At 68.8% G+C, this 20586-nt stretch carries 19 protein-coding genes and 1 pseudogene; 11 read left to right on the top strand and 9 right to left on the bottom strand.

All coding sequences use genetic code 11. The features are described 5' to 3' along the window. Positions 1 to 308: 308 nt before the first annotated feature. A complete protein-coding gene (gene dnaB / locus OG289_RS25500) occupies positions 309 to 1787 on the top strand; it encodes a replicative DNA helicase (RefSeq protein WP_327316341.1) in 1479 nt (492 codons plus the stop codon). A gap of 57 nt (positions 1788 to 1844) precedes the next feature. Continuing rightward, complete coding sequence (locus OG289_RS25495) at positions 1845 to 3230, top strand: serine hydrolase domain-containing protein (protein ID WP_327316340.1); 1386 nt, start codon at positions 1845 to 1847, stop codon at positions 3228 to 3230. Between the two features lie 102 nt (positions 3231 to 3332). Here OG289_RS25495 and OG289_RS25490 read toward each other — a convergent pair whose 3' ends face one another. After that, the gene (locus OG289_RS25490; RefSeq protein WP_327316339.1) at positions 3333 to 3785 is read right to left on the bottom strand and encodes a GNAT family N-acetyltransferase; all 453 of its coding nucleotides are present in this window, start codon (positions 3783 to 3785) and stop codon (positions 3333 to 3335) included. A 10-nt stretch (positions 3786 to 3795) separates the two neighbouring features. Next, entirely contained in the window at positions 3796 to 4269 is a 474-nt protein-coding gene (locus OG289_RS25485; RefSeq protein WP_327316338.1) for a MarR family winged helix-turn-helix transcriptional regulator, read from the bottom strand. Positions 4270 to 4409: 140 nt separating this feature from the next. Between OG289_RS25485 and OG289_RS25480 the strand changes: the two genes are divergently transcribed. Together OG289_RS25480 and OG289_RS25475 are read left to right on the top strand one after the other, a co-directional pair. Beyond that, positions 4410 to 5627, top strand: a complete 1218-nt coding sequence (locus OG289_RS25480) for an MFS transporter (RefSeq protein ID WP_327316337.1) — start codon at positions 4410 to 4412, stop codon at positions 5625 to 5627. 122 nt (positions 5628 to 5749) lie between these two features. Then, positions 5750 to 6147 (top strand): annotated as a pseudogene (locus OG289_RS25475) (GlcG/HbpS family heme-binding protein). 72 nt (positions 6148 to 6219) lie between these two features. On the opposite strand, the gene OG289_RS25470 reads toward OG289_RS25475, so the two are convergent. Further along, positions 6220 to 7086, bottom strand: coding sequence for a GNAT family N-acetyltransferase (locus tag OG289_RS25470; RefSeq protein ID WP_327316336.1), 867 nt, complete (start codon positions 7084 to 7086; stop codon positions 6220 to 6222). Between the two features lie 228 nt (positions 7087 to 7314). Here OG289_RS25470 and OG289_RS25465 point away from each other — a divergent pair, with 228 nt between their 5' ends. Together OG289_RS25465 and OG289_RS25460 are read left to right on the top strand one after the other, a co-directional pair. After that, positions 7315 to 7947, top strand: a complete 633-nt coding sequence (locus tag OG289_RS25465) for an HAD family hydrolase (protein ID WP_327316335.1) — start codon at positions 7315 to 7317, stop codon at positions 7945 to 7947. Between the two features lie 425 nt (positions 7948 to 8372). Continuing rightward, on the top strand, positions 8373 to 10055 hold the full coding sequence (locus OG289_RS25460) for a globin domain-containing protein (RefSeq protein ID WP_327316334.1): 1683 nt from the start codon (positions 8373 to 8375) through the stop codon (positions 10053 to 10055). A 57-nt stretch (positions 10056 to 10112) separates the two neighbouring features. On the opposite strand, the gene OG289_RS25455 is transcribed toward OG289_RS25460, so the two are convergent. The 5 genes from OG289_RS25455 to OG289_RS25435 form a co-directional block, all read right to left on the bottom strand. Further along, positions 10113 to 10595 carry an NUDIX hydrolase gene (locus OG289_RS25455; RefSeq protein WP_327316333.1) on the bottom strand — a complete coding sequence of 161 codons (483 nt, stop codon included), beginning with the start codon at positions 10593 to 10595 and terminating at the stop codon, positions 10113 to 10115. An 89-nt stretch (positions 10596 to 10684) separates the two neighbouring features. Continuing rightward, complete coding sequence (locus tag OG289_RS25450) at positions 10685 to 11590, bottom strand: LysR family transcriptional regulator (RefSeq protein ID WP_327316332.1); 906 nt, start codon at positions 11588 to 11590, stop codon at positions 10685 to 10687. Between the two features lie 230 nt (positions 11591 to 11820). Next, positions 11821 to 12978, bottom strand: coding sequence for a cystathionine gamma-lyase (locus OG289_RS25445; RefSeq protein WP_327316331.1), 1158 nt, complete (start codon positions 12976 to 12978; stop codon positions 11821 to 11823). Continuing rightward, a complete protein-coding gene (locus tag OG289_RS25440; protein ID WP_327316330.1) occupies positions 12975 to 13466 on the bottom strand; it encodes a low molecular weight protein-tyrosine-phosphatase in 492 nt (163 codons plus the stop codon). Before OG289_RS25440 ends, OG289_RS25445 begins: the two co-directional genes overlap by 4 nt. A gap of 7 nt (positions 13467 to 13473) precedes the next feature. Then, the gene (locus OG289_RS25435; RefSeq protein WP_327316329.1) at positions 13474 to 13851 is read right to left on the bottom strand and encodes a phage holin family protein; all 378 of its coding nucleotides are present in this window, start codon (positions 13849 to 13851) and stop codon (positions 13474 to 13476) included. Positions 13852 to 13909: 58 nt separating this feature from the next. Between OG289_RS25435 and OG289_RS25430 the strand changes: the two genes are divergently transcribed. The 4 genes from OG289_RS25430 (at position 13910) to OG289_RS25415 (ending at position 16231) form a co-directional block, all read left to right on the top strand. After that, the gene (locus tag OG289_RS25430; RefSeq protein WP_079661207.1) at positions 13910 to 14227 is read left to right on the top strand and encodes a cupin domain-containing protein; all 318 of its coding nucleotides are present in this window, start codon (positions 13910 to 13912) and stop codon (positions 14225 to 14227) included. Positions 14228 to 14410: 183 nt separating this feature from the next. Further along, the gene (locus tag OG289_RS25425) at positions 14411 to 14623 is read left to right on the top strand and encodes a DUF5326 family protein (RefSeq protein ID WP_327316328.1); all 213 of its coding nucleotides are present in this window, start codon (positions 14411 to 14413) and stop codon (positions 14621 to 14623) included. A 203-nt stretch (positions 14624 to 14826) separates the two neighbouring features. Further along, positions 14827 to 15684: an IclR family transcriptional regulator gene (locus tag OG289_RS25420; RefSeq protein WP_442818951.1), complete on the top strand. Its 858-nt coding sequence runs from the start codon at positions 14827 to 14829 to the stop codon at positions 15682 to 15684. Between the two features lie 100 nt (positions 15685 to 15784). Then, complete coding sequence (locus OG289_RS25415; RefSeq protein WP_327316326.1) at positions 15785 to 16231, top strand: SsgA family sporulation/cell division regulator; 447 nt, start codon at positions 15785 to 15787, stop codon at positions 16229 to 16231. Positions 16232 to 16455: 224 nt separating this feature from the next. Here the strand turns inward: OG289_RS25415 and OG289_RS25410 are convergent, their stop codons facing one another. Beyond that, positions 16456 to 17685, bottom strand: a complete 1230-nt coding sequence (locus OG289_RS25410; RefSeq protein ID WP_442818950.1) for a YibE/F family protein — start codon at positions 17683 to 17685, stop codon at positions 16456 to 16458. 988 nt (positions 17686 to 18673) lie between these two features. Between OG289_RS25410 and thiC the strand changes: the two genes are divergently transcribed. Next, positions 18674 to 20500, top strand: a complete 1827-nt coding sequence (gene thiC, locus OG289_RS25405; RefSeq protein ID WP_327316325.1) for a phosphomethylpyrimidine synthase ThiC — start codon at positions 18674 to 18676, stop codon at positions 20498 to 20500. Positions 20501 to 20586 lie beyond the last annotated feature (86 nt).

Genomic DNA, 20586 nt, shown 5'->3' with positions numbered 1-20586 from the left:
TGCAGGTCAGAGGCGCTTGGTGGGAAAAGTCGAGGGCTTGTTCACAGCACTGTCCACCGGGTCGTGCACAGGTTTTGCGGAGTTCTCCACAGCATCGGAGCCGTCGTCCACATGGCCTGTGGATAACCAGATTGGCTGACGGTGCCCGCGGGCCTACCGTGGTCCGGCGCCCGCTCCGTCCGTCGGTCGAGGAAACCCTTACAAAACCGACGCGCCACAACCGGAGTTGGGCCTCTCAATTGTCAGTGCCGTGCCGTAGAAAAGACGCACGGCGAGGTCCGCTCGGCGGACGGGAGGAGGTGGCTCGGTTGAGCATTTCCGAGCCCTTGGACGACCCGTGGGCCGACAGCGGCCCCAGTGATCGTCTGCCCTCTTCCCGTCGGCGCGGTGACGGGGGGCGCGGCCGCGACGAACAACACGATCGCGGCCGGGACAGCGGTGAGTGGGAGGGTGGAGGCACCGCCTTCGAGCGGGTACCGCCGCAGGACCTCGACGCCGAGCAGTCCGTCCTCGGCGGCATGCTCCTTTCGAAGGACGCCATCGCCGACGTGGTCGAGGTTCTCAAGGGCCACGACTTCTACAAGCCCGCGCACGAGACGATCTACCAGGCGATCCTCGACGTCTACGCCAAGGGCGAACCGGCCGACCCGATCACGATCGCCGCCGAGCTGACCAAGCGCGGCGAGATCAACAAGGTCGGCGGTGCGTCCTATCTGCACACCCTCGTCCAGACGGTGCCGACGGCCGCAAACGCCGAGTACTACGCGGAGATCGTCCACGAGCGCGCGGTGCTGCGCCGCCTGGTCGAGGCCGGCACCCGTATCACCCAGATGGGATACGCGGCCGACGACGACGTCGACGAGATCGTCAACCGTGCGCAGGCGGAGATCTACGCGGTCACCGAGCAGCGCACCAGCGAGGACTACCTCCCGCTCGGCGACATCATGGAGGGCGCCCTCGACGAGATCGAGGCCATCGGCTCGCGCAGCGGAGAGATGACGGGCGTGCCCACCGGCTTCACGGACCTCGACTCGCTCACCAACGGTCTGCACCCGGGCCAGATGATCGTCATCGCGGCCCGCCCCGCCATGGGTAAGTCCACACTTGCGCTGGACTTCGCGCGCGCGGCGTCGATCAAGCACAACCTGCCGAGCGTCATCTTCTCCCTGGAAATGGGGCGCAACGAGATCGCGATGCGTCTGCTGTCCGCCGAGGCCCGCGTCGCCCTGCACCACATGCGGTCCGGCACCATGACGGACGAGGACTGGACCCGCCTGGCGCGCCGGATGCCCGAGGTCTCCTCCGCGCCGCTCTACATCGACGACTCTCCGAACCTGTCGATGATGGAGATCCGTGCGAAGTGCCGTCGGCTGAAGCAGCGCAACGACATCAAGCTAGTGATCATCGACTATCTGCAGCTGATGCAGGCAGGTGGTTCCAAGCGGTCCGAGAGCCGTCAGCAGGAGGTTTCGGACATGTCCCGTAACCTCAAGCTGCTGGCCAAGGAGCTGGAGGTTCCGGTGATCGCGCTCTCGCAGCTCAACCGTGGTCCCGAGCAGCGCACGGACAAGAAGCCGATGGTGTCCGACCTTCGTGAGTCCGGCTCCATCGAGCAGGACGCCGACATGGTGATCCTGCTGCACCGTGAGGACGCGTACGAGAAGGAGTCCCCGCGCGCGGGCGAGGCGGACATCATCGTGGGCAAGCACCGTAACGGCCCGACGGCCACGATCACCGTGGCCTTCCAGGGCCACTACTCGCGCTTCGTGGACATGGCGCAGACCTGATCCCCCTGGGGGTGAAATGACCTCGACGCCGGCCGTGCGGACAGGTGGACTGGGCCCATGACGACACCTCAGGAAGAGCTGCTCTCAGGCACCCGGCGTGCGCTGCTCCACCGGATCGCCGTGGCCCAGAGCGAAGGTCGCGCCCCGTCGCTGGTCGCCGCGGTGGTGCGGGACGGGCGGGCTGTGTGGCACGGGGCACGGACCTCGGTCGACGGACACGCGCCGGACGAGAACGTGCAGTACCGGATCGGCTCCATCACCAAGACCTTCACCGCCGTCCTTGTGCTGCGGCTGCGCGACGAAGGGGTGCTCGACCTCGAGGACCCGCTGGAGAAGCACCTGCCCGGCACCGGCGCGGGGGAGGCCACGGTGGCCGAACTGCTTGCCCATACCGGCGGGTTGCCGGCCGAGGCGCCTGGACCGTGGTGGGAACGGACCTCGGGCTCGCTGCGGCCCGAACTCGCCGACGTCCTCGGCGACCAGGCCGTCCCGCACCAGGCCGGACGCCGGTTCCACTACTCGAATCCCGGCTACACCCTCCTGGGCGCCCTCGTGGAAGAGCTCCGCGGGACGTCCTGGGAAGAGGTGTTGCGGCGTGAAGTGATCGAACCTCTGGGCCTCGGCCGTACGAGTGTCCGACCGCAGGCGCCTGCTGCGGGCGGCTGGGCGGTGCATCCCTGGGCCGACGTGCTGCTGCCCGAGCCCGCCGAGGACTTCGGACGGATGTCCCCGGCGGGACAGCTCTGGTCCACGACCGGCGACCTCGCCCGATTCGCCGCCTTCCTGATGCGGGGCGACGACCGGGTGCTGAGCGCGGAATCCCTGCGCGAGATGTGGACGCCCGCGGCTCCGGCCGGGCTGGCGGATGTGGCGGACGGCGCCACGTACGGTCTCGGAGTGCAGATCCAGCACCGGGACGGCCGGCTGCTCGTGGGCCACTCCGGCTCGGTTCCGGGCTTTCTGGCGACTCTCGCCATTGGGGTGGCGGACGACGTCGCCGCAGTGGTGCTCGCCAACTGCACCTCCGGCCTTCTGACATCCCAAGTGGCCGCCGATCTCGTACGCATCGTCGCCGAGGCCGAGCCGCGGATTCCGGAGCCGTGGCGTCCGCTGCGAGAGGTCGACCCTTCCACCCTGGAGTGGGCGGGCCAGTGGTACTGGGGCACCAACCCCTTCGCCCTGCGCGTGACGGCCGACGGTCTCGTCTCGTTGGGGCCGCTGTCCGGCGGCGGCCGACGTTCCCGGTTCAGGCCGAACGGGGACGGCACCTGGACCGGCCTGGAGGGCTACTACGCCGGAGAGCTCCTGCGGGCTGTACGGCGGCCGGACGGGAGCGTGGACCACCTGGACCTCGGGTCATTCGTGTTCACGCGCCAGCCGTACGACGAGCGGGCTGCTGTACCTGGTGGCGTCGACCCGGAGGGATGGCGGGGCATCGGCTAGCCACCCCGCCGGGACGGAAGCGCCCTGTTTCACGTGAAACAGGGCGCTTCCGTCCCGGTACCTTCTCTCTCGGTTACCTTCTCTCGCCGAGAAGCGGTGCCTTCAGAGCTGCATCTTGAAGCCCACGTGCGAGGCCACGAAGCCCAGCCGCTCGTAGAAGCGGTGGGCGTCGGTGCGCGTGTTGTCGGAGGTCAGCTGTACCAACTGGCAGTTCTCCCGCCGGGATTCCTCCACCGCCCACTCGATGAACCGCGTGCCCAGACCGCTGCCGCGCTCGTCGGCGTGTACGCGCACCGCCTCGATGATCGACCTGGTCGAGCCGCGGCGGGACAGACCCGGGACGATCGTCAGCTGGAGGGTGCCGACGACGCGTCCCTCGCGGACGGCGACGACCAGGCGCTGGTTGGGGTCGGCGGTGAGCCGTTCCAGCGCGGTCAGATACGGGCTGAGGTCGTCCGGCGACTCGCGCTGAGCGCCCAGGGGGTCGTCCGCGAGCATACCGACGATCGCGGGGATGTCCCCGGCGACGGCCGCGCGTATTTCAAGATCTCCCATGCCCGCGACCCTACGTACCCAAGACGATGGCGGGTGCCTTCAGCGACTCCACGACTCGCACCAGCGGGGCCAGTTCAGGGTCCTTGGCGGCTTCGTCGAGGGCCTCGCGCAGAGCCGCGTCGTTGGTCGGGCGGGCTTCGGCGAGCAGCTTCAGCCCGGCTTCGGTGACGTTGGTGTAGATGCCGCGGCGGTCGGTGGGGCACAGGTAGCGCTCGAGCAGGCCGCGGTCCTCGAGCCGGGTCACCAGTCGGGTGGTGGCGCTCTGGCTGAGGACGACCGCGTCGGCCACCTGCTTCATCTGCAGATGCCCCCCGTCGCCGTCGTGCTGCCGGCTGAGCACGTCGAGCAGGGAGTACTCGCGCACGCTCAGGTCGTGCCGGGCCTGTAGCGCTCGCTCGATGTGGGCCTCGATCCTCCCGTGCAGTAGGGAGAGAGCGCACCAGCCCTGGGCGAGGGCAGTGAGCGCGGGGTCCGTAGCAGTCATGGGTTCTCCTCCGTCCCGGAGCGGCTGACCCCAGGATAGAGCAGTATCGAAATAGTCGGCGCTTGCGCATAGCCAGCGTGTGCAACTATTGTTCACGAATGTAAAGCGCATCTGCAATCGTCTGGGAAGGTGTTACCCCCATGCCTCTCGCGCTTCTGGCCCTCGCGATCGGGGCCTTCGGAATCGGAACGACCGAGTTCGTGATCATGGGCCTCCTGCCCGAGGTCGCGGGCGACTTCGGAGTCTCCATTCCCACGGCCGGCTTCCTCGTGACCGGCTATGCGCTCGGCGTCATGTTCGGCGCCCCGCTCATGACGGTCCTGGGTACCAAGGTCTCCCGCAAACGGATGCTGATGCTGCTGATGGGCTTGTTCATCGTCGGCAACCTGCTCTCCGCCGCCGCCCCCACTTTCACGGTGATACTGATCGGCCGTGTGGTCGCCTCCCTCGCCCATGGCGCCTTCTTCGGCATCGGTTCGGTCGTCGCGGCCGACCTGGTCGCCCCCGACAGGAGGGCCGGGGCCATCGCGATGATGTTCACCGGTCTCACCGTCGCCAACGTCGTCGGAGTCCCGCTGGGCACTCTCGTCGGCCAGAGCGCCGGTTGGCGTGTCACCTTCGCCGTCGTCGCCGCGCTCGGCGCTTTCGGCCTGGTCGGCATCGCCAAGCTCGTGCCCGAGATGCCGCGGGCCGAGGGCGTGCACCTGCGGCACGAGCTGGCCGCCTTCAAGAACGCCCAGGTCCTGCTCGCCATGGCGATGACCGTCCTCGGCTTCGGCGGCGTCTTCGCTGCCATCACCTACATCGCGCCGATGATGACCCACGTGGCCGGTTTCTCCGACGGCTCCGTCACCTGGCTGCTGGTCCTCTTCGGGCTCGGCATGGTCGGCGGCAACCTCGTCGGCGGCAAGTACGCCGACCGTGCCCTGATGCCCATGCTGTACGTCTCGCTGGGCGCCCTGGCGGTCGTCCTGGCACTCTTCACGCTGACCGCCCACAGCAAGGTCCTCGCGGGCCTCACGATCGCCGTGATCGGCGCCCTGGGCTTCGCCACCGTCCCGCCCCTGCAGAAGCGTGTCCTGGACCAGGCGCACGGCGCCCCGACACTGGCGGCGGCGGTGAACATCGGCGCCTTCAACCTCGGCAACGCACTGTCCGCCTGGCTCGGCGGGCTCGTCATCGGTGCCGGCCTCGGCTACACCGCGCCGAACTGGGTCGGTGCCGCCCTCGCCGCAGGCGCCCTCCTTCTCGCCCTCGTCTCGGCCTCGCTGGAGCGCCGCGACAGCACCTCCGGATGCCCCAGCACCGTCGTAGCGGGTGGCACGCCCGCCGAGCGACAGGCGGCTGTCCGGCGCTGAACCCGGCCGGGCGAGCCGGACACTCGTCCTACGGCAGCCGCAGGCCTCTGCAACACCGGCTTCGGCGACGTCGAAGCCGCGCAAGGAGAAATCCCCCCAGGAGCACCACCACCGTCGCACCCCTGACCGTCCACGACGCCGAAGCCCTCGTCACGGCGGCCCGCAGTGCCTCCGAGGCCGGCGGAGCTGCGGTCAGTGTCACCGTCCTGGACGCAGGCGGCCATCTGCTGGCCTTTCGGCGGGACGACCGTGCTGGCCGTGTTGATCTCAGAGAGACGAACACGCGCAAGGCGTACGCGGCGCTTCCGCTGAACGCCCGCACCGCCGACCTCGTCACGCCGTGCAGCCCGGCGGCCCCTTCCACACCCTCCCCCCGGCGCTCGACCGGCCGCTGCTGTTCTTCGCGGGTGGTGTGCCGGTCCGTCGCGACGGCCGCCTGATCGGCGCGATCGAGGTCGGGGGCGGTGCCCCGGAGCAGGACCGTGGAATCGCCATGGCTGCCGTGGAGACGCTCGTCTGACGGCGGCCGTCCAGGAAGAACGCCGGCTCCCCGGCATCAGGGGAAGCGGCGTTCTTCCGGGTCCGGGTGTCCTCAGCCGGCCGCCACCGTCAGCGGAGCGAAGCGGCGGCGCCAGTCGCCCGGCAGCTTCGTGATCCCGTAGGTCATCACGGCGTTGTGGGCAACGGGCTCCAGGCCTTGTGCCTTCACCCAGGCCAGCAGTTCCTCGTGCCGTACATCGATGTCGGTGCGCAGCGGCCGGTCCGTGTGGGCGGCGAGGGAGGCCAGAAGGGCCTGGGCGGTCTCTGTGTCCCGGGCGATCAACGGCCCTACGACCTGGGTGTCCATATTGGGCCATGCGGCCGCGTAGCCGATGATCCGGCCCTCCTCCTCGGCGACCCGCAACTGGTCGGCGAAGGCGGGCAGACGGGTGATCACATGCGTGCGATCGATACCGAAAACCTCCTCGTCGAGCCGGAGGATCGAGGTGAGGTCCTCGGCCGTGGCCGGACGGGTGGCGACGCCTGAAGCCCGTTCACCCGGCGTGAAATACCCCCGCACCATTTCCGCCCGGCCCGTGGTCTTGAAGCCCAGCTCCTCATAGAGCGGACGGCCATTCGGTGTGGCATGCAGAGTCAGTGGGGTGGTGCCCATCAGGGCGACGACGTGGCGCATCAGCCGCCGGCCGATGCCCTGCCGGGCGTGCCGCTCGGCGACCAGAACCATGCCTATGGCACCGAGAGAGGGGTGGCCGTACGGGCCGTACTCGGTGACGACGCAGGCGCTGACGAGTCCCCCTTCGGGGTCGTCAATGCCGTACCCCTTGCCGGCCGAGAGGAGGAGACCCCACTTGTGCTCCTCGCGTGGCCACCCCCGATCCTCGGACAGGTCGGCGCAGGCGGTGAGATCGCGGTGCGTCAGACGACGGACGGGTAGAGCGGTGAGGGGAGGAGTCGGCACGCGGGTCAGGCTGTCCGACCGGTGCGGTCGGCGTCCACCTGTTTCCTCTTGGACATACATGCTTTTGGCCATGTCATGGGCCACTGCACAGTGCGTCGACAGCGAGGGCGTGTTTCACGTGAAACAGAGCGTCGGCGCGGATGGGCTGTTTCACGTGAAACAGCAACGAAGGCAGGCTCGGGAGGGCTATGCCAGGGAGCTGGCCTAGCCTGCCGTTAGCCTCGGGCCATGGCGAGACTTCATCTCTTCGACCTTGATGGCACGCTGCTGCACGGGACCTCCGCGCCTTTGGAGATTTCACGTCAGCTGGGCCTGGAGGCCCGGACGCTGGTGCTGGACCAGTCGGTCTCGGCCGGATTGATCGGGCCACCGGAGTATGCGACGCAGGTGTATGAGCTCTGGACACAGCTCACCGAGGAGCATGTGACGGCGGCCTTCGAAGGGGCGCCGTGGCTGGCACGCTTCCGAGAGGTGTGGGCGGAGATCAGGAACAGGGCGGAGTACTGCGCCGTCGTGGCGCTCTCACCTTCCTTCTTCGTGGAAAGACTCACTGGTTGGGGCGCCCACGCTGCCTATGGATCCCGCTTTCCGGCCCTTCCTTTCACCGAGCCCGTGGATCCGGCCGGGGTGCTGAGCGCTGCGGCGAAGGTCCTGATCGCTGACCAGCTGTGCGCGGAGTTCGGTCTGACTCGGGACGACTGCGTCGCGTACGGCGATTCGCTCTCCGACAAGGATCTGTTCGCAGTAGTGCCGGTCTCGGTGGCCGTCAACTCGGACCGCCATCTGTCCGGCCTCGCGACCCACTCCTACGTGGGAAAGGATCTGTGGGATGCCTATGAATTGGTGCGTCACGCTCGGTAATTGAAGGAACTGGCGGTTCGCCCCCTGCGTTTGTCCCCAGGAGAAGGCGGGACTTGTGCGGCGAGCGGCGGCCGGTATGGTCGACTCCGGTTCGCTTCCGGGACGAGGTGCGCGAGACGCGGTGCACACATACCGCGCGAGCCGAGAACAGGGCAATGCAGCCTAACGGGACGGAGAGATCGAAGACCCGCATTTCCGGTGATGCGACCGAGGCGTCCGCCCAGGATGGGAAGCTGCGGTGAGAGCGTCGCGCCCGATGTCGCGCTCTCGCCTTACGCGTTCGTGCGGGGCGGAAACAGGGGTGGACCGCGGTTGTCGCGGTTGCGGAACCGAAGAGGAAAGCAAGCCGTCTGCGGGGGAAGCAGTCACCTTCCGATCCAGGAAGTGCGCAGACCGACCGAAAGACGTTCGAGGCGAGGCACACCATGGACGCTCCGACCACCAGGTCGGCCGACAACGGCACGTCCGGCGGCGGGGACGGCTGGTTCACGCCGCGCAAGCAGCCGGAACCCGCTGCAGGGGGCGGGCAGGGGGCTTCAGAGGGCCGCCGTCTGGCCGCGCTACGCCCGATGGGCCGGAACAACACGGCCGGCTCCCACGGCAACGCGCCCCAGGACGGCACCACGGACGCTGGGCCCCGTATGCAACCGAGCCCACAGGCTCCCGCGACGGTCACCCCCGCGAGCGCACAGCCCCAGTCTGCGGCCGGAGCGCCGTCGTCCGTCGAGACCCGACACCCCGTCGAGGCACACACCCCCGTGGAACCCTGGATACCCGGCCTGCAGGAGGCCCCGGCCCAAGCTGAGGTCCCCGCCCCGCCTCAGGCCCCCGCCGCCTCTCAGAGGTCCGCAGAGCCCCGGATAGCCGCACAGCAGCAGAGACCTCCGGAAGTTCGGTCACCCGCCCGTCACGAAGCACCCGTCCAGCAGCAGCCCACCGCCTCGCCCGAAGAGTCCCTCGTGCCCGCTCAGCGGTCCCGACCCGTCAAGGACGGGTCACCGGACGCCATCCTCATCCGGCGCACCATGGCCGAGGTGGCCCCGGTGGCCGACAAGGTCACGTCGTACTTCTACGCGATGCTCTTCGTCCGCCACCCCGACCTGCGCTCGCTCTTCCCGCCAGCGATGGACGCCCAGCGGGACCGACTGCTCAAGGCGCTGCTCACCGCCGCCGAGCACATCGACAACACCCCGGTCCTCGTCGAGTACCTGCAGAACCTCGGCCGCGGTCACCGCAAGTACGGCACCCGGGCCGAGCACTATCCGGCCGTCGGCGAGTGCCTCATCGGTGCTCTGAGCAAGTACGCCGACTCCGTGTGGGAGGCCGAGACGGAGGCGGCCTGGGTCCGGACCTACACCACGATCTCCCAGGTCATGATCGACGCGGCAGCCGCCGACGAACTGCGCGCACCGGCCTGGTGGTACGCGGAGGTCGTCTCGCACGACCTCAGGACGCCGGACGTCGCGGTCCTCACCGTCCGCCCCAACCAGCCCTACCCGTTCCTCGCCGGGCAGTACACAAGCGTGGAGACGCCATGGTGGCCGCGGATCTGGCGGCACTACTCCTTCGCCTCGGCGCCGCGCTCCGACGGCCTGCTGACGTTCCACGTGAAGGCCGTCCCCGCGGGCTGGGTCTCCAACGCCCTGGTGCACCGTGCCCGGCCGGGCGACGTCATCCGGCTCGGTCCGCCGGCCGGTTCGATGACCGTCGACCACACCAGGGACAGCGGGCTGCTCTGCCTGGGTGGCGGCACCGGCATAGCTCCCATCAAGGCGTTGGTCGAGGACGTCGCCGAGCACGGCTCCCGCCGTCCGGTGGAGGTGTTCTACGGCGCCCGCAGCGACCACGACCTGTACGACATCGACACGATGCTCAGACTCCAGCAGTCCCACCCCTGGCTGGAGGTCCGCCCGGTGGTCGACCGGCACGGTCTGCTCCAGCTGCCCGACGCGATACGTGCCTTCGGGCCCTGGACCGAGTACGACGCCTATGTCTCCGGTCCGCCCGGCATGATCCGCAGCGGGGTGGACGCCCTGCGCGGCGTCGGTATCCCCTGGGAGCGCATACGCCATGACTTGGTCGAGGAGCTCGTCACCGCCGGAAGCTGACCCCGCACCCCGGTACCCGGCATCACCCGTAAGACACTCCGGACCGGGACAGGGACGTCAGCCGAGGTCGGGAGCGTGCATGGCGCGGACGCCCTCGATGTTGCCGTCGAGGTAGTGCCGCAGTGACAGCGGTACGAGGTGGACGGAGGCGATCCCGACCCGGGTGAACGGCACGCGGACGATCTCGTACTCGCCGGCGGGTTCGTCGATCTCGGGGCCGTGCCGAAGGGCCGGGTCCATGGACTCCAGCCGGCAGACGAAGAAGTGCTGCACTTTCACGCCGGTCGCGCCGCCGTCGTCGCCGATGTGCTCGACGGTGTCGACGAAGCAGGGCACCACGTCAGTGATCTTGGCGCCGAGTTCCTCGTGCACCTCACGGTGCAGGGCGTCGACGACGGTCGCGTCATCGGGCTCGACCCCGCCACCGGGCGTGACCCAGTAGGGATCCACACCGGGCTTGGTGCGTTTGATCAGGATCAGGTTGTCGCCGTCCAGCAGAACGGCTCGTGCGGTGCGCTTGACCACGGGTCGGACGGTCATGGGAGAAATGTGGCCCGGCTGGTTCCACGTGAAACATCGCGAAACGTCACCGGGCGAGCTCATGCCGTGACACCGCGCGGGGAGCCGCGTCAGCACCACTCTGCGGCTGCCCCCAGCAACCACTCGTGAGCGCGCGCGACATGCGGCATCGCCAGTGTTCCGGTGCGCACCACCAGCACGTACGTCCGTAGCGGCGGCACCGCCGGCTCGTGCAGCGCGACGACGTCACCGCGTTCGAGAGCGGTCGCGCACAGATAGCGGGGCAGGACGGCCAGACCGGCGCCGGCGACCACGCAGGCGAGCACCGCGCGCAGGTCGGGGACGATGACGGTGCCCGAGGCGGCCGGGCGGGAGTCGAAGACGGAGGCCCAGTAGCGGGAGACCAGGGGCAGCGACTCGTGGACCTCGACGACAGGGAGGTCTTCCAGTGCGGACGCCTCCTTGCGACACAGCTTGCCCGCGTCGATCCGTTCGTCCCACGGCGGGGCGGCGACCAGGACGTGCTCCTCGTCGCACAACGGGGTGGCCGTGAGCAGCGCTCCGCGTGGCCGAGCCGTGCTGATGGCCAGGTCGTGGTGACCGGCTGCCAGACCCTCCAGGACCTCCTCGGTGTTTCCGAAGGAGGTGCGCAGGGCGAACCCCTGCCCGTCGTCGCCGGACAGCTCGGTGAGCGCGGGAAGAGCCCGCTCGGCCGTGAACTCGAGGGGACCGGCGAGGTACAGCGTCCGTGAGGCGGACTCGTCGTCGAGGCCGGCCTCGGCGATCTCCACCAGGGCGTCGAGGTGGGGGGCGGCCTTGTGAGCGAGCTCGTCCCCGATACTCGTCGGCGTCACACCGCGGGCCTGGCGCAGGAACAGGGGGCGGCCCAGCTGCCGTTCGAGGGTGCGGATCTGGGAGGTGACGGCCGGCTGGGACAGGCCCAGCAGAGCGGCGGCGCGAGTGAAGGAGCCGGCCCGGTGCACGGTCACGAAGGTGCGCAGCAAGGCCAGATCCATGGAGCGTCCTCCCTCTTCCCTGCCTTTCTTCCGGCTCCGAGGCAGGGCCCAACTATAAATAAGTCGATAGGCCTCTGTCGTTACTGTGATTGGACACTGACACAGAGTCAACTAGCCTTGTTCGCGCGGTTCTTCGCGCGCAGAACCGGGGACGGTCCGAGCCACGAGGGGGGAGGCTCGGACCGTCCCGTTGTGCGTAGCGGGACCTCGTCGGGACGTCCGTAAGCCGGTCACCGCGCCGACTCCTCCAGCGCACGCAGCACGTCCGCCACCAGGTCCTCGGGATCCTCGGCACCGACGGAGAGCCGGATGAAGCCCTCCGGCACCGCGTCCCCGCCCCAGCGCCCGCGCCGCTCCGCGGTGGAGCGCACCCCGCCGAAGCTCGTCGCGTCGTCCACGAGGCGCAGCGCCTCGAGGAAACGCTCGGCACGTGCGCGCGTGGGCAGCGTGAAGGAGACCACGCACCCATAGCGCCTCATCTGCTGCGCGGCGACCTTGTGGGAGGGGTCTTCGGGCAGCCCCGGATACCGCAGCCCGCTCACCCCGGGCCTCCCCCGCAGCGCCTCGGCCACGGCCAGGGCGCTGGTGTTCTGCCGGTCGACGCGCAACTGCAGTGTGGCGATCGACCGGTGCGCGAGCCAGGCCTCCATGGGCCCCGGGATGGCCCCGACGATCTTCCGCCAGCGCCGTACGGCGGTCATCGGTTCGCCGGCCCGCCCGGTGACGTAGCCGAGGAGGACGTCGCCGTGGCCTGTGAGCTGCTTGGTGCCGCTGGCCACCGAGAAGTCGGCGCCCAGCTCCAGCGGACGCTGCCCGAGCGGGGTGGCGAGCGTGTTGTCGACGGCCACGAGCGCGCCACGCGCGTGTGCCGCCTCGACGAGCCGCCGGATGTCGCACACGTCGAGCCCGGGGTTCGACGGTGACTCGATCCACAGCAGCTTCGCGCCGTCCAGGACGCCGAGTTGGGCGTCGTCGACGGTCGGCGCGGTGCGCACCTCGATGCCGTAGGCCTCCAGCTGTGCGCGCACCAGCGGCAGCACCTGGTAGCCGTCGGCGGGCAGCACGACGGTGTCCCCGGCCCGCAGCCGGGAGAAGAGCACCGACGAGATCGCGGCCATGCCGGAGGCGAAGGCGAGCGTCTCGATGCCGTCCTGCCCCGGGGCCTCGAGCTCGCCGATGGCGCGCTCGAGGTGGGTCCAGGTCGGGTTCTCGTCGCGGCCGTAGGTGTACGGGCCCTTGGGCTCGCCGGGCAGGTGGAAGTGCGCCGCGAACACCGGGCCGGGGAGGGTCGGCTCGTACTTCACCGGCTCGGGCAGCCCGGCCCGCACCGCGCGCGTGCCCTCGCCGGCGCCTGCAGGAGGTCCTTCGTTCGTAGTGGAATCGTTCATGCCACGTGTCCTTCCACGTCGTCACGCACCGCGATGAGCAGACCGGCACTCGCCTCCTCCACCATCTCAAGGCACTCCTCGAAGCCGTCCCGGCCCCCGTAGTAGGGGTCGGGGACGTCGAGGTCGTCGGGCGCCGAGGAGGCGAAGGAGCGCAGCAGCCGTACCTTCGCCGCGTCCTCCTCCGTGGGTGCGAGGAGGCGCAGGGCCTTGAGATGACCGGAGTCCAGAGCGATCACGAGGTCGAGGCGGGCGAACCAGGACGGCTCGAAGCGCCGGGCCGTGTGGTCGAGTGCGTATCCGCGCTGCTCCAGGACGGAGAGGGTGCGCGGGTCGGCGTTCTCGCCCTCGTGCCAGTCGCCCGTGCCGGCGCTGTCGACCTCGACCAGCCCGTCGAGGCCGGCGTCCGCCACGTGCGCGCGGAAGACCGACTCGGCCATCGGCGAGCGGCAGATGTTGCCGGTGCAGACGAAACAGACGCGGTAGGTCATCGCGGACTCAGTCTCCGTCGGGCAGGACGACGTTGAGTGCCCAAGAGACGACGGAGATGATCAGGCCGCCCAACACCGCGGTCCAGAACCCCTCCACGTGGAAGCTGACGTCCAGCTTGTCGGCCAGCCACGACGTCAGCAGCAGCATCAGGGCGTTGACCACCAGCGTGATCAGACCGAGCGTAAGGATGAACAGGGGAAACGTCAGCACTTTCACGACCGGCTTGACCAGGAAGTTCACCAGGCCGAAGAGCAGTGCGACGACTATGAGGGTGCCGATCTTCTTGCCCGTGCTGTCACCGGTCAGAGTGATCTTGTCGAGCAGCCAGACGGCGACCGCCAGAGCGCTCGCGTTGGCGATCGTCTTGACTACGAAATTCTTCATGTGTCTGATCGTGGCAGAGAGATCGCAAACGAGCACCGGACGAGGGCGGACAAGGTCGATGAAGGCATTCCGATTGGATGAACTGGAGGCGGAGCGAGCCGCCAACGATGGCGCCTACCTGCAGTTTCTGCGTGAGCGGAACATGTCCGTCGGGCTGTACGCGCTCGACGCCGGTACGCATGATCCACAGAACCCGCACAACCAGGACGAGGTGTACTTCGTCGTGAGCGGGCGAGCCTCGATCACCGTCGGCATGGAGACCACGCAGGTGGCGCGCGGCAGTGTGGTGTACGTCCCAGCCGGGGTCGCCCACAAGTTCCACCACATCAGTGAGGATCTCCGGGTCCTGGTGGTGTTCTCGCCGCCCGAGGGCTGAGCGTCTCCGCCTCGCAGCCGATACCCGGCCTCGGGGTTCCCTAGGGGATCGGTCAGGGGAGGACAAGGGGTGCGAGGCCCCCGTCGGCACCCTCTTCGGACCTAGCATCGACGGCAGGACATCGAAAGGATCCGGCCCGACAGGGGTGCCGGACCTCGACCGAAGAGGATGAGGACAAGGGCGATGCGAGAGATCTTCGTGGGACTGCCGTGGTGGGTGAAGTGGGTCGCGGTGCCGGTCATCGCCCTGGTCGTGTTCGGCGGGCTGATAGCCAGCGTCGTCGGGTTCGTGATCGGCCTGCTCTTCAAGCTGCTGGTCTTCGTGGCGCTGGTCGGCGGACTGATCTACGTCGTACGGAAGTTCATGTCGAGTTCGTCGTCGCGCAGCGACTGGTGAGCGGTCCGGGATGCCGGTGATCGGTAACAGGAATCACCGGTTCCCTCGGCCGGGGGAAGTTTGCCCGACAGCCCGTCTGCAAGCGGTGGCGGACGGTTAAAGTCCGGAATTCGACGCGGGGACGACCCCGCGAGCGGCGTACCCCCCTTCCCGTGTTCCCCCGCACGGACCGCCCCCTCGTGCTTCGGGAGTGACCCTTGGCCATGGTTGACACCGCATCCGCGCAGCCGTACGCACCCCCCAGCCGGCCGCGTTCCTCTCCACCCCCGCTCCAACGTCCGCCGAGCACTGCCGTCCCCGAGCATCCGCACCCCGCGGCCACCCTGATCGGCTCCGTCCAGCGCGCGATGCGCCTGCTGGAATCCGTCGCCGAGCACCAGTACGGGGCTCCGGCCAAACAACTCGCCCGCGAGACCGGCCTTGCGCTGCCCACGGCCTACCACCTGCTGCGCACCCTCGTGCACGAGGGCTATCTGCGCCGGGACAAGGGGCTGTTCTTCCTCGGCGAGGCGGCCGAGCGGCTCGGCAGCAGTGGAGCGGCGCAGAAACGTCGCAGCACGGTCGCCGACACCCTCGCCCAATGGCGCGATTCGATCGGTGTCCCTGTGTACTACGCCCGGTACCACGACGGCGAGATCGAGATCATGTGCGTCTCCGACACCCCGGGCAACCCCGCGGTGGAGGAATGGGCCGACTTCCGCGAGACCGGCCATGCGCACGCCATCGGCCAGTGCCTGCTCTCCCAACTGGACGAGGACGCCCGCCGCGACCACCTGGATCGCTACCCGGCGCAGGCGATCACCCCCTACACCGTGCGTGACGACCACACTCTGCTGCGGCGCCTGGAGCGGATGCGGCGCATGGACCCGGTCGTCGAACGGCAGGAGTACGCGCTGGGTACGGTGTGCGCCGCGATCCCGATCACCGTGGGCACCACGGCCGCGACGATGGCGATCTCCCTCCCCTCCCATCACGCCGACCGACTGCTCCCGGCAGCCCGGCAACTGCAGAACGAGGTCGGACGGCTGCTTGGCTCTCTCGCAGTCTCTATCAGCATCTGAAAACTCACTCCTTGTGATCTGTCGTGTACGTTCAGCAAGATGCCTGCAGTGTCAGAAGGTTGATTCTCGGCCAGTCGACGGCGAGTGACGGGGTAAGGCGATGCGTGAGTCCGTACAGGCAGTACAGGCAGAGGTCATGATGAGCTTCCTCGTGTCCGAGGAGCTCGCGTTCCGCATCCCGGTGGAGCTGGGTTACGAGTCGTGCGATCCGTACGCCGTGCGGCTCACCTTCCACCTCCCCGGTGACGCCCCGGTGACCTGGGCCTTCGGGCGTGAGCTGCTCATCGACGGGGTGGGCAGAGCGTGTGGTGAAGGGGACGTCCGTGTCTCGCCCGTCGATCCCGATGTGCTGGGGGAGGTCCTGATCCGGCTTCAGGTCGGGGGTGACCAGGCTCTGTTCCGCTCCTCGGCTGCTCCGCTCGTGGCCTTCCTCGACCGCACCGACAAGCTGGTTCCGCTGGGCCAGGAGGGTGCGCTCGCCGACTTCGACGCGTATTTGGACGAGGCACTGGACCGGATCCTGGCGGAGGAGCAGAGCGCCGGCTGACGTGTCGGCAGCGTGGGGGTGACGGAACGCTCCAGTAGAGAGCTGGGGCCGTGCAGGAACGCTTCTTCTGGGCTGGGGCGAGTGCTCGAACGGGGCGTTCTCAGAGCTCCTCAGACCATTGCGGGAGTCTCGCGCTTCCCTTGCCTCGCGGGTTCACTCCCGAGGGAGGGCGTGGCGCGCGCCCGAGCGCCGGCCGGTGCTTCCGCTCTCGGGCGCCTCGCACCTCAGCGCTTGCGTCGCCTGCCCCGGCCGCCCCGGCCCTGGGTGGGCCCTGCGGCTGTCGCTCCTGACGCAGCCGCCGGAGTCGTCTCCGGGGGGACTGTCGCGGGGGCCGTTCCGGTCGGACGATCGGCGGAGACCACGAGGGCGGCCAGGGCCGTCGTGACGGGCACGGAGGCGACCAGGCCGATCGAGCCCACCAGCGTGCGCACGATCTCCTCGGCGACCAACTCACTGTTGGCGACGGTGCCCACGCTGCTCTGCGCGATCGAGAAGAGCAGCAGCAGCGGCAGCGCGGCACCGGCGTAGGCGAGGACGAGCGTGTTCACCACGGACGCGATGTGGTCGCGGCCGATGCGGATGCCTGCCCGGTACAGTCCGCGCCAGCCCATCGACGGGTTGGCCTCGTGCAGCTCCCAGACCGCTGACGTCTGGGTGACCGTCACATCGTCGAGGACACCGAGCGAGCCGATGATGATGCCGGCGAGCAGCAGGCCGCTCATGTCGATCGACGGGTAGAGGCCGTGGATCAGGCCAGTGTTGTCGTCCGTGTTGCCGGTCAGCGCGGCCCAGTCGATGAACAGCGAACCGAGGACGCCGATCAGCAGCAGTGAGATCAGCGTGCCGAGCACCGCGACGGAGGTGCGGGCCGAGAGGCCATGACACAGATAGAGCGCGATCAGCATGATGGCGCTCGATCCCACCACCGCCACGACCAGCGGGTTCGAGCCCTGCAGGATCGCGGGCAGGACGAAGAAGTTCAGCAGCAGGAAGCTGATGGCCAGCGCGACCAGCGCCATGACGCCCCGAAGCCGCCCGACGACCACGACGGCGACCGCGAAGATGATGGCGAGCACTGTCATCGGGACACGACGGTTCACGTCGGTGACCGAGTACTGCAGATCCTTCGGCGCGGAGGGCTCGTAGGCGACCACGACCTTCTCGCCCTGTTCCAACTGCCGTGACTGGTCCGGCTGGATGATCTCGGTGAACGTCCGGCCCTTGTCCTTGCCGGTGTCCACGCGGATCGTGGCCTTCTTGCAGGAACCGCTCGCCTGCTGTTGCGCGGAGGAACCCTCGGCCGTGGAGGTGTCGCCGGTCGGGGTGTCGCTCGAAGCGTTCACCGACGCGCAGCTCACGCTCACGACCTCGGTGACCGTGGCCTGCTGGGTCTGCCGGTCGAAGCCGACCCCGGTGCGCTCGTGCACCGGTGCGCCGCCCGGCCACAACACCACGAGCCCGACCACCACAGCCGCGGCGAACGGGATGAGGATGGCCGCGATGACCTTGCGCAGGTGCTGGGAGACGGGGGCCGCCGGGCCATGACTGTGGCTGTGCGAATGCCCGTTCCCACCAGCGGAACCGGTGCCGTACCCACCGCCGGAACCCGGTCCGTGACCTGAACCGGGACCGGGACCGTGGCCATGCCCGTCGCCGTGGTCGTGTGCGTAGCCGGCGCCGTGCCCCTGATCAGGGACGTTTCCAAGGCCGTTTCCAGGGTTGTTCCGGAGATCGTTCCGAGAGGCGCCACCATGACCACCGTCGGGGCTTTGCCCATGACCGTGCTCATCGCGGTCAGGGTCGTATCCGTAACCGGGCTCGTAACCGGGGCCGGATACGGCGTCGGAGCCGGGGCCGTATCCGGGTTCGTACCCGTACCCGTGCCCCCTGCCGCGTCCTTGATCGGGTGCCTGCCCGGCTGCTTGCCCAGGGCCCTGTCCCCGACCACCGGGAGTTCCACCGCGCCCCAGCCGGCCCAGCCCGCCCAGCCCACCGGCGTATCCGGGACCACGATCAGGGCTCTCTCCGTGATCCCGCCCGTGATCGGGACCGCCGCTGACATCGCGGTCGTTCCCGGGGCCGCGTCCGGAGCCGCCGCCGGGGCCGGTGCCATTGCCGGGGCCGCTTCCGGAGCCCGGCCGACGGGGCGGCTCGGGCGGCGGGTATGGGGGCTGGTGTGTCGTGGTCACCGACCGATCATCGCAAGAACGACAGGGGCCCTCTGTTCACCGCGCCCGAATTGACGCTAGCGTGGAGGCACCTTTGCACACGCGGGAGCTCGGAGCACCGGGCTGAGAGGGCGCTGACCTCCGTCTTCGCGATGTTTCACGTGGAACGTCTCTTGAATCGAGTGATGTTTCACATGAAACCTCGGACGACGGTAGCCGCTGCGTCGACCGCCGAACCTGTTACCGGGTAATGCCGGCGTAGGGAGTAGGTCTCATGACCAACAAGGACGCACGCACGCCTGCCTTCACGCAGAACGCGACCAGCGAAAGCGCGGTCGACGTGACCGACGAGGAGGCCGGGAAGTCCATCGGCTGGCACAAGGGGTATGTCGAGGGCGTTCGCCCCGATCTACGGGTGCCGGTCCGGCAGGTGCACCTCACCAACGGGCAGTCGGTCACGCTGTACGACACCTCCGGCCCGTACACCGATCCGCTCGTCGACACCGACGTACGCAGGGGCCTGTTGCCACTGCGCGAGAACTGGATCACCGCCCGCGGGGACACCGAGGAGTACGCGGGCCGGCCCGTCCGTCCCGAGGACGACGGCATCAAGCACACCTCGCCGCGCGGCGGTCTGCGTAACCTCGACGCGGTCTTCCCGGGGCGGCCGCGTCTGCCGCGTCGCGGCAGGGACGGCGTGGCGGTCACCCAGCTTGCGTATGCGCGCCGGGGTGAGATCACACCCGAGATGGAGTTCGTGGCCATCCGAGAGAACGTTTCTCCGGAGGTCGTCCGCGAGGAGATCGCGGAGGGCCGCGCGGTGTTGCCGGCCAACATCAACCATCCGGAGATCGAGCCGATGATCATCGGTAAGCGATTCCTGGTGAAGGTCAACGCCAACATCGGCAACTCGGCGGTCACGTCCTCCATCGAGGAGGAGGTCGAGAAGATGACCTGGGCGACCCGCTGGGGCGCCGACACGGTCATGGACCTGTCCACCGGCCGCAACATCCACACCACCCGCGAGTGGGTGCTGCGCAACTCCCCCGTCCCCATCGGCACGGTTCCGCTCTACCAGGCGTTGGAGAAGGTGGACGGCCGCGCCGAGGAGCTCACCTGGGAGATCTACAAAGACACGGTCATCGAACAGGCCGAGCAGGGTGTGGACTACATGACGGTCCACGCCGGTGTCCGCCTCCCGTACGTCCCGCTCACCGCCAACCGCAAGACCGGCATCGTCTCGCGTGGCGGCTCGATCATGGCGGCCTGGTGCCTCGCGCACCACAAGGAGTCTTTCCTCTACGAGAACTTCGAGGAACTCTGCGAGATCCTCGCCGCCTACGACGTCACGTACTCGCTGGGCGACGGGCTGCGGCCGGGTTCCATCGCGGATGCCAACGACGCAGCACAGTTCGCCGAGTTGAGGACGCTCGGGGAACTCAACCGGATCGCGAAGCGTTTCGATGTACAGACGATGATCGAGGGCCCGGGACATGTCCCGATGCACAAGATCAAGGAGAACATCGACCTTCAGCAGGAGATCTGTGATGAAGCTCCGTTCTATACGCTCGGCCCGCTGACGACGGACGTCGCGCCGGCGTACGACCACATCACTTCCGGCATCGGTGCCGCGATGATCGCCTGGTGGGGCACGGCCATGCTCTGCTATGTCACGCCCAAGGAACACCTGGGCCTGCCCAACCGTGACGACGTCAAGACCGGCGTCATCACCTACAAGATCGCCGCCCACGCAGCCGACCTCGCCAAGGGGCACCCCGGTGCGCAGGAATGGGACGACGCGCTGTCCGACGCCCGCTTCGAGTTCCGCTGGGAGGACCAATTCAACCTCGCCCTCGACCCGGACACGGCACGGGAGTTCCACGACGAGACACTCCCTGCGGAGCCGGCGAAGACGGCGCACTTCTGCTCGATGTGCGGGCCGAAGTTCTGCTCGATGAAGATCAGCCAGAGCATCAGCGAGCGGTTCGGCGGCGGGGTGGCCGACGGGGCCTCGGCGGAGGAGATCGCCGAGGGGATGCTGGAGAAGTCGAAGGAGTTCGCGGCGAGCGGGAACCGGGTGTACCTGCCGCTCGCTGACTGACCGACTTGCCTGGATGGCGCTGCCCCGTCGGGCGCGTTGCCCGAGGGCGGCGCCTGCGGGCATCGCCATGAGCGATCGTCGGCCGG

The organism is Streptomyces sp. NBC_01235, from assembly GCF_035989285.1.
In the GTDB taxonomy this organism is placed as follows: domain Bacteria; phylum Actinomycetota; class Actinomycetes; order Streptomycetales; family Streptomycetaceae; genus Streptomyces.
Note: the sequence above shows the minus strand (reverse complement) of the source record. Positions and strands in the feature narration are given on the sequence as shown.

Coding starts and splice junctions, on each gene's coding strand:
- OG289_RS25495 (WP_327316340.1), top strand. CDS start 1,845: ATGACGACACCTCAGGAAGAGCTGCTCTCAGGCACCCGGCGTGCGCTG.
- OG289_RS25490 (WP_327316339.1), bottom strand. CDS start 3,785: ATGGGAGATCTTGAAATACGCGCGGCCGTCGCCGGGGACATCCCCGCG.
- OG289_RS25485 (WP_327316338.1), bottom strand. CDS start 4,269: ATGACTGCTACGGACCCCGCGCTCACTGCCCTCGCCCAGGGCTGGTGC.
- OG289_RS25480 (WP_327316337.1), top strand. CDS start 4,410: ATGCCTCTCGCGCTTCTGGCCCTCGCGATCGGGGCCTTCGGAATCGGA.
- OG289_RS25465 (WP_327316335.1), top strand. CDS start 7,315: ATGGCGAGACTTCATCTCTTCGACCTTGATGGCACGCTGCTGCACGGG.
- OG289_RS25460 (WP_327316334.1), top strand. CDS start 8,373: ATGGACGCTCCGACCACCAGGTCGGCCGACAACGGCACGTCCGGCGGC.
- OG289_RS25455 (WP_327316333.1), bottom strand. CDS start 10,595: ATGACCGTCCGACCCGTGGTCAAGCGCACCGCACGAGCCGTTCTGCTG.
- OG289_RS25450 (WP_327316332.1), bottom strand. CDS start 11,590: ATGGATCTGGCCTTGCTGCGCACCTTCGTGACCGTGCACCGGGCCGGC.
- OG289_RS25445 (WP_327316331.1), bottom strand. CDS start 12,978: ATGAACGATTCCACTACGAACGAAGGACCTCCTGCAGGCGCCGGCGAG.
- OG289_RS25440 (WP_327316330.1), bottom strand. CDS start 13,466: ATGACCTACCGCGTCTGTTTCGTCTGCACCGGCAACATCTGCCGCTCG.
- OG289_RS25435 (WP_327316329.1), bottom strand. CDS start 13,851: ATGAAGAATTTCGTAGTCAAGACGATCGCCAACGCGAGCGCTCTGGCG.
- OG289_RS25430 (WP_079661207.1), top strand. CDS start 13,910: ATGAAGGCATTCCGATTGGATGAACTGGAGGCGGAGCGAGCCGCCAAC.
- OG289_RS25425 (WP_327316328.1), top strand. CDS start 14,411: ATGCGAGAGATCTTCGTGGGACTGCCGTGGTGGGTGAAGTGGGTCGCG.
- OG289_RS25420 (WP_442818951.1), top strand. CDS start 14,827: ATGGTTGACACCGCATCCGCGCAGCCGTACGCACCCCCCAGCCGGCCG.
- OG289_RS25415 (WP_327316326.1), top strand. CDS start 15,785: ATGCGTGAGTCCGTACAGGCAGTACAGGCAGAGGTCATGATGAGCTTC.
- thiC (WP_327316325.1), top strand. CDS start 18,674: ATGACCAACAAGGACGCACGCACGCCTGCCTTCACGCAGAACGCGACC.